The organism is Paraburkholderia phymatum (genome assembly GCF_038900715.1).
Lineage (GTDB): Bacteria > Pseudomonadota > Gammaproteobacteria > Burkholderiales > Burkholderiaceae > Paraburkholderia > Paraburkholderia phymatum_A.
In genome coordinates this window covers 59,325-66,670 of sequence record NZ_JAYMRZ010000037.1, presented here as the reverse complement: position 1 = coordinate 66,670, position 7,346 = coordinate 59,325, and the positions used below count along the sequence as shown (strand labels likewise).

The 7,346-nt window shown below is 59.3% G+C and carries 8 protein-coding genes and 1 pseudogene; 5 read left to right on the top strand and 4 right to left on the bottom strand.

The window, feature by feature from the left end; all coding sequences use genetic code 11:
• The 5 genes and pseudogenes from VSR68_RS42980 to VSR68_RS39600 all read left to right on the top strand — a co-directional run.
• Positions 1-130 (top strand): annotated as a pseudogene (locus tag VSR68_RS42980) (IS110 family transposase); the annotation flags it as partial.
• 519 nt (positions 131-649) lie between these two features.
• Entirely contained in the window at positions 650-868 is a 219-nt protein-coding gene (locus VSR68_RS39615; protein ID WP_342944940.1) for a ribbon-helix-helix protein, CopG family, read from the top strand.
• Entirely contained in the window at positions 862-1,227 is a 366-nt protein-coding gene (locus VSR68_RS39610) for a type II toxin-antitoxin system VapC family toxin (protein WP_342944939.1), read from the top strand. The genes VSR68_RS39615 and VSR68_RS39610 overlap by 7 nt, the downstream gene beginning before the upstream one ends.
• 14 nt (positions 1,228-1,241) lie before the next feature.
• Positions 1,242-1,463 (top strand): hypothetical protein, encoded by a 222-nt coding sequence (locus VSR68_RS39605; RefSeq protein ID WP_342944938.1) that lies wholly within the window; start codon positions 1,242-1,244, stop codon positions 1,461-1,463.
• 14 nt (positions 1,464-1,477) lie between these two features.
• Positions 1,478-1,678: a hypothetical protein gene (locus VSR68_RS39600; RefSeq protein WP_342944937.1), complete on the top strand. Its 201-nt coding sequence runs from the start codon at positions 1,478-1,480 to the stop codon at positions 1,676-1,678.
• 756 nt (positions 1,679-2,434) lie between these two features.
• Here VSR68_RS39600 and VSR68_RS39595 read toward each other — a convergent pair.
• From VSR68_RS39595 to VSR68_RS39580, 4 genes are all read right to left on the bottom strand, one after another.
• The gene (locus tag VSR68_RS39595; protein WP_342944936.1) at positions 2,435-3,565 is read right to left on the bottom strand and encodes an amidohydrolase family protein; all 1,131 of its coding nucleotides are present in this window, start codon (positions 3,563-3,565) and stop codon (positions 2,435-2,437) included.
• Between the two features lie 2 nt (positions 3,566-3,567).
• On the bottom strand, positions 3,568-4,878 hold the full coding sequence (locus VSR68_RS39590) for an MFS transporter (RefSeq protein ID WP_342944935.1): 1,311 nt from the start codon (positions 4,876-4,878) through the stop codon (positions 3,568-3,570).
• Between the two features lie 81 nt (positions 4,879-4,959).
• Entirely contained in the window at positions 4,960-6,234 is a 1,275-nt protein-coding gene (locus VSR68_RS39585; RefSeq protein WP_342944934.1) for a CaiB/BaiF CoA-transferase family protein, read from the bottom strand.
• Positions 6,231-7,139, bottom strand: a complete 909-nt coding sequence (locus VSR68_RS39580; RefSeq protein ID WP_342944941.1) for a hydroxymethylglutaryl-CoA lyase — start codon at positions 7,137-7,139, stop codon at positions 6,231-6,233. The genes VSR68_RS39585 and VSR68_RS39580 overlap by 4 nt, the downstream gene beginning before the upstream one ends.
• Positions 7,140-7,346 lie beyond the last annotated feature (207 nt).

Genomic DNA, 7,346 nt, shown 5'->3' with positions numbered 1-7,346 from the left:
GCAAAAGCGGCTCTGTCAGCGCTTTCGCAACCTGATGGCACGCGGCAAGCTCAAGAACCAGGTCTGTACCGCCATTGCGCGAGAACTCGCCGGTTTTATCTGGGCTATCGGGCAACACGTTGCCCCCTCAGCCGGGCTTAGCCGGGCAGGGATGTTAGTTGAGCTCGCAACAGGATGTTTCGGCCAGGACCAGGCAACGGTGGGAGAACCCTCGTGCTTACACTAGGAGGCAACTGGAGACAGCACAATCCTCGAAACTAGATTGAGGCAGCTCCCCGACGTTTCGTTTGTCATGCGGTAACCAACCCGCGCATATCAGAATGATCAACCGTCGGATAACCGCCTCGTCCTGGCCCAAGCATCCTGTTATTGACGACCGTCCAGGAAGCCGGTTTCGCATGGTCGCGAGCACGCAAGTGCCGCACTCACGACCAATGCATAGCATAGAAAACAGACGCCGCGTCAAGGGTCCGCTGTCGCCGGGCTGACGCCGCCCTTGACCCGTCAAGCCTTCGGGAAGGAGCCAACTTTGGTACTTGACACGGTCCATACATATCAGTGCTAGTAAGAGTTTGAATCGTCGGAAACGGCGCTTGCCGCGAATGCCGTCGGTGATATATGATATGTATATCATACATCGGAGGCGATAATGAGTCGAATTCTGATTGACCTGCCTGATGCGCAAGTCGAAGAATTGGCGAGGCTTGTGGAGGCCGAGCAACGTCCCCGCGCCGCTGTCATTCGCGACGCGATTGAGGCCTATATCGCGCAACACAAGCGAGCACTTGGGGCTGACGTTTTCGGCTTGTGGAAAAGCAAGAAAATCGATGGTCTGGAATACCAGCAGGAACTGCGATCAGAATGGTAAGGGCACTTTTCGACACGAACGTTCTGATCGACTATCTCAACGGCGTTGGCGCCGCGAAGAAAGAACTCGCGCGCTATGAGTATCGTGCGATTAGCACGATCACCTGGATGGAAGTCCTTGTTGGCACGACGCCAGAAGATGAGGCGGTTATTCGCGCATGGCTTGGTTCGTTTGACGTAATTGCGCTTGACGCCACCATCGCAAATCGGGCAGTCGAGATTCGCAAGCAGAGGCGGATTCGACTACCGGACGCAATTGTGTGGGCCTCGGCACAGGTGAATTCGATGCTGTTGATTTCGCGCAATATCAAGGATTTTCCCGCTGACGAACCGGGCGTACGTGTCCCATACAGGATTTAGAGGAAAACCGGAACATGGCTACGTCGCTGGAATGCCTGCGATCGCTGCCCGGTAGTCTCGTGATGCGTGATCTTGCGGCGGTGCGCGATGAAGTTGCGACTGTGGCGGAGCACATAGCTCGCCTCGGTCGTGATGAGGACAGTTACGAGGTGCGGCACGAACGTCGCAACTATGGCAGGACCGAAACAACCGCAATCGGACTCATCGGCGGCCCGGCGATGTATCGGCAAGTCTGACCAAGGAAACAGTCATGGCTAAGCTGACCACTGCATTTGCTCTACGAGCCGCGATTAACGTGCTTCGTGACTCTGCGGAGTCACGCAAGATGCCGTCAGGCGAGCCGCTAGACGAAGCCAGCGTGCAACTGCATTTCGACGCCGCTGAAACACTTGAAGCGGCGCTGTCAGACCTTCGTGTAGGAGAACGACAAAGGCACGGAAGCCACCAATGAAGAACGCTGGTTATATCCCTGCACTTGCATCCTCGCACTTGCCGGAGCGACTGCATTCGGGTTGTACCAACATCACGCGACCGACGATGATCGCGTCAATCTCGTCATTGATGAGATCGCGCGCGTATGCGTCCTCGCGTCAACACGATATACCGCATTAACGGTGGCCAAGGTAACGCCGCCTAAGCCGAAAACACGGACCCTTCCGGCAGCTCCACAGCGCGTATCAGTCGTCTACCCGTGCTGCTTTTGGATTGTGAAATGCCTGTTTTCAGACGCATTCACATTCGCTCACTGAACCCTCGCGATACCATCGTTCGCAGCAGCTACAGCCCTCTTGTTCAAACTGGTCCGTACTCGTGTCGTCATCATCCTCCGGCAGTTCCGGCACCGGGTTCGCTTCGTCATTCGACCGCGCAGTCGGTATGGCATCGGTTTCGTTCAACCGGTACTCCTCCGGACACTCACGTCCGGGCGAAACCGGCGCCATGCGCCGTCAACGAAATGGTGCAGTGTCACGACGGATTGTGTATCAACCTCAATGGCAATGCGGATTTTCAGAAACGGATCGCTGGCCCACGGCGACTCCCATCGACCAACTAGATACCTTCCAGTCATAATTCGCTTCCAGAACTCTGATCAAATCAGCTTACGGGACTCCTATGCGAGTCAAGCCCCGTCTCCTGAGTTTGACCGGGCCAAGCCGCCCTTCGACGCCCGGATGATTCGCCCACAGCCCGGTGGTTATCGATTGAGTTAACCGAGACGGTACACCTTGGTCACGGTTCCTCGGAACAGCGCCTCCCGTTCCTGCGTACTCGCCTGCGCGGTTAAGCGCTTGAACGCATTCCAGCCGTTGCTATAGGGATACGAGCCTTTATCGACCGGGAAATTGCTTTCGAACATGCAGCGGTTCGCGCCGAACGCCTCGATGCAGGTATGCATCCACGGCTTCCATGTTTCTGCCAGCTCGATCGATGAAGGCGGACGCTCTCCCTTTTCGAAGTCGAAGCCGTTGATCCGCATACCCAGGCCGCCGACTTTCACATACACGTTGGGCAACTGCGCCAGCTCGCGCATCGAGCTCGACCATGCGTCGAACACTTCCTTGCGTTTGTCTGTGTAACTGGCGATGCGCACGATCCCGCCGCAATGATTGATGATGAACGGCGTGTCGGGATACGCCTTCGCCAGATCGAAGAGTTCGGGCAATTGCGGGAAGAAGAGCCACGCGTCGTAGGAGAGGCCGAGCGCCCCAAGTTGCGCGACGCCTGACCGATAGGTCGGGTCCAGCAGCAATCCGCGCGGCGCTGCCGACAAGGGATTCACGAGCGTCTGGTCTGCGTCCCACGTTACGACATGCCGCACGCCGCGCAAGCGGCCAGCGCCCGCCTGAAGCTCGGCTTCGAGCACTTCTCGCACTGCCGTACCGCGACGCAGATCCGCGTAACCGACGATACCTTTCGCGACCTGCGGCTTGCCATTCTGCAACGGTGCGGTGGCCCCGACCACATATTCGATTTCGCCGACCGGGCGCATCGGTTCGGAACCGTCCTTTCGATAACGCGTCAGTGCCTGCATGTACACGGACGCGGTGATGTTGTGCCCGGATCTGGCGTCTTCGAGATATTCATCGAGCAGGTAAGTCCATCCCGTGCGCTCATAGAAATGATGATGCGCGTCAACGATCGGCATGCCCGGTTCGAGCGCGGATTCAGTGCCCGAGGCGAGCCACGCCGCGCGAACGGGAAGGTAATTGCTGGTCGTGCTCATGCTTCGGGTTTCCTCTTTTGCGAATCCTTGCCGCGCAGAGACGGCCGGGATCATGATCGATGCTGCCGCAGCGACAAGGAGCCGGCGTCGCAAGGGGGAACGAAGCGGTACCATGTTCACTTCTTCTCCGCGTTGAAAGCGTAGAGCGAGAGGGTCAGCAGGGTCGTGATGAGCAGCACGAACGACAGACCGATCATTCCGGCCGTGAATGTACCGAAGCTGTCCTTGAGATAGCCGACGAGGTACGGTCCCGCAAAGCCACCAAGCGCGCCAATCGAATTGATCAGCGCGAGGCCGCCGGCAGCGGCCTGCCCGGAGAGAAACCTGTTCGGCAACGTATAGAAAATCGTGCGGCCCGCAATCGTTCCGATGAGCGCCAGTGTGATGCCGGTCATGGCAGGCACCAGTTGATGGAAATAGGTTGATACGCCGAGCGCCACGGCTCCGATCAAAAGACCCGCGGCCAGGCTCGCGATGGGGCCGCCGCGCCGATCGACCCGCTTGGCCCACCACAGCAATGCGATGGTTGCAAAGAAATACGGCACCGCCGACATCCAGCCGGTCTGCGTCACGCTCATGCCGTGAGCCTTGAGCATCTGCGGCAGCCAGATGCCAATACCGTAGGAACCCATCGTGAAGCCGAACGAGATCATCGCAAGGATGTACGTGCGCACATCCTTCAACGCGGCGGCGAAATCCTTCTTTTTCTGTCTGGCTGCGCCCTCGCGGTCGAAGGCGCTCTGCAGCGCGTGCCGCTCCTGCGGCGACAGCCACGTGGCATCGGCGGGCTTGTCCGCAAGCATCTGCAGCACGAGGAAGCCGAGCAAGCACGCGGGCAAGCCCTCCACAATGAACATCCATTTCCAGCCAGCCAGCCCGAGGAAGCCGTCCATGTTGAGCAGCCACGTCGAAAGCGGACCGCCGACGAGTGACGAGATCGGCGTGGAGACGGTGAACCACGCGAGCACGCGAGTGCGATAGCTTGCCGGAAACCAGACTGCGAGGAAGAAGATCACGCCCGGGAAGAAACCCGCTTCGCCGATACCCAGCAGGAGCCGGAGCACGTAGAAACTGGTCGGACCCACCGCAAGCGCCGTGGCCGCCGCGAAGAAGCCCCACGTAATCATGATGCGCGCCAGCCAGCGTCGCGCGCCGAATCGGTACAGCGCAAGGTTACTTGGAACCTCGCATACGCAGTAACCCGCGAACATGATGCCGGCACCCCAGCCGAACTGCGTCGCAGTCAACCCGAGGTCGTGGTTCATCGTGAGCGCGGCAAAGCCAACGCTTGTCCGATCCAGGTAATTGAAAAAGTACGCGAGCGCGAGAAGCGGGATAAAGCGCCACGCCGCTTTCTTAACCGCCTGTTGTTCCAGTGTGGAGTCGACGGACCTGTCGGCCGTCATTTCCGGTGATATCGATGTCATGTTCCGTCTCCCGTGGAATCACGGCCGAGCTGAACCATGCTGCACGTGCGCGGCAGTGATTCCTTGTGTGCTGCCAGGGTGTCAGGCGCTGGCGAGTTCGTTAGCCGACGGGATCGCCGGATCGCCAGGCTGCTGGTCCCGACACCTGACGATGCCCGCTTCGATTAGCTGTCTGAGGTCTTCCGGCGTGTAACCGAGTTGCATCAGAAGCGCTCGCGTATCCTGTCCGAGTGAAGGCGGCGCTGCGCGGAGTTGCAGCCGTTCCCCGCCAAGCGTCAGAGGCAGCAACGCGGTCTTCGTGAATACAGGTTGACCAGCACCACTAGCGTCGGAGGGCAATGTAACATCGGCAAGCCCCCCCGTTGCAAGCAGATGGGGATCGTCAAACATATCCTGGGGCTTGGTGATTGGCGCATATGGCAATGCGCAGCGTTCGAAGATCGCGCTGATCTCGGACGCCGTGAATGCTTCCATGTGCTTGCGAAGCTGCGGCAACAACCAGTCGCGTGCCTGCACCCGCTGATTGTTGGTCACGATGCGCTCGTCGGCCTTCAGCTCAGTCAGGCCGAACGCGTCACAGAAGATCGCCCATTGTGTGTCGGACACGACCGCCAGGAAGATCTGTTCGCCGTTCCTGACTGAAAACACGTCATAGACCGCCCATGCGGAGATCCGGCTGGGCATCGGTGCAGCAGCTTTTCCGGTCACGGCGAACTGCATCATGTGCTGCGCGACAAGGAACACGTTGTTCTCGAAAAGCGCGCTCTGTACCTCCTGACCGTGCCCGGTGCGCTCGCGCTGTGCGAGCGCCGCCATCGCGCCGATCGCGCCGAACATGCCGCCCATGATGTCGTTGACGCTCGTGCCAGCCCGCAGAGGACGCCCTTCCGGTCCCGTCATGTAGGCGAGGCCGCCCATCATCTGAGCAACTTCGTCCAAGGCGGTCCGATGGTCGTACGGACCGGGCAGGAATCCTTTGTGCGACACGTAGATGAGACGCGGATTGAGCCTGGAAAGCGCCCCATATCCGAGGCCCAGTTTGTCCACCGTGCCGCTTTTAAAGTTTTCGCTGAAGATGTCTGCACCGGCAAGCAGCTTGTGCACGACCTCGAGCCCGCGCGCATCCTTCACATCGACGGCGATACTCTTCTTGTTCCTGTTGAAGGTACTGAAAAAGCCAGCTCCGGACCCGCGAAGAGCGCGCGTGCTGTCGCCAGCAATCGGTTCAACCTTGATCACCTCCGCGCCCAGATCAGCCAGGACCATGCCGCATGTTGGTCCCATTACCATGTGCGTCATCTCGACAACACGCACGCCGCTGAACGGCAGAGCTCGGTTCGCTTGCTCTTGGCTCATTGCGCAACTCCCAACAGACAGCCTTCCGGTTGCGGTGCGCTCGGCACGCGCCCATCTGAATACCTGAATCCCTTGGGCAGTCCGGCATCCTGCACATGCCCGTACAAGGCTTCGTCCGGCAGCGCTTCGGCCAGAATCGCACGTGCAGCGCCCAGTTTGTCGATGTCCACGCCCGTCTCATAGCCCATGGCTTCCAGCAGGAAAGCAAGGTCTTCCGTGACGATGTTTCCAGTAGCGCCTGGGGCATACGGACAGCCGCCAAGACCAGCCTGACTGGAATCGATCGTTGTGACGCCCACGTCAAGCGCGGCGATCACATTGGCGAGTCCCTGGCCGCGTGTGTTATGAAAGTGCGCCCCGCCCGCCTTGTCCCCGAGTTCCGATTGCAGTCGACGGAACAGGCGACGAACCTGCGAAGGGTTGGCGTACCCGCTGGTATCGGACAGGCCAATCTCGTCCACGCCGGACTCGGCCATCGCAAGACACATACGCATCGTTTCGTCATCGGTGACCGTGCCGGCGATCGTACAGCCAAATGCGACGGACACGCCCGCTTCGATCTGTACGCCGGGAAACTGCTCGTTGCGCAACGCGACGATGTCGCGAACCTCTTCAATCATCTGCGCCGTCGTCCTGCGGATGTTGGCCATCGAGTGCTCGTTGGTCACCGAGACGGGCAGTGTTACTTTGTGCACACCGGCCTCGAACGCGCCGTGCGAACCATGCAAATTCGGCGCGAGGACTGCCACATGAAGGCCCGGAATCGACAGCGCATGGGCCACGACCTCACGGATGTCGGCCATTTGCGGCAGTAACTTCGGGGGCACGAACGAGCCCGCCTCAATTTCCTTCAACCCGGCGGCGGCCAGCGCGGAAATCCATCGCAGCTTGGCCGCTGTCGGCATGATGCTCTTGATGCTTTGCAGGCCGTCGCGCGGCCCAACCTCGCTGATCAACACCTTGGGATTGGACTTAATCACAATCTGCTCCTGTGTTCTATCTGATAGATCTCTGTTCTGTACGAAAGAACTATATGCGCGCGATAAATCTCAGGTAAGACGGGTAAACCCGAGAATTTTGAACAAATAGAACTTGAGTTCTATTGCGCGGAA

Bases quoted from the DNA above. Each gene is read 5' to 3' on its own strand.
- VSR68_RS39610 (WP_342944939.1), top strand. From the start codon at position 862: ATGGTAAGGGCACTTTTCGACACGAACGTTCTGATCGACTATCTCAAC.
- VSR68_RS39605 (WP_342944938.1), top strand. From the start codon at position 1,242: ATGGCTACGTCGCTGGAATGCCTGCGATCGCTGCCCGGTAGTCTCGTG.
- VSR68_RS39585 (WP_342944934.1), bottom strand. From the start codon at position 6,234: ATGAGCCAAGAGCAAGCGAACCGAGCTCTGCCGTTCAGCGGCGTGCGT.
- VSR68_RS39600 (WP_342944937.1), top strand. From the start codon at position 1,478: ATGGCTAAGCTGACCACTGCATTTGCTCTACGAGCCGCGATTAACGTG.
- VSR68_RS39595 (WP_342944936.1), bottom strand. From the start codon at position 3,565: ATGGTACCGCTTCGTTCCCCCTTGCGACGCCGGCTCCTTGTCGCTGCG.
- VSR68_RS39580 (WP_342944941.1), bottom strand. From the start codon at position 7,139: ATGCCGACAGCGGCCAAGCTGCGATGGATTTCCGCGCTGGCCGCCGCC.
- VSR68_RS39615 (WP_342944940.1), top strand. From the start codon at position 650: ATGAGTCGAATTCTGATTGACCTGCCTGATGCGCAAGTCGAAGAATTG.
- VSR68_RS39590 (WP_342944935.1), bottom strand. From the start codon at position 4,878: ATGACATCGATATCACCGGAAATGACGGCCGACAGGTCCGTCGACTCC.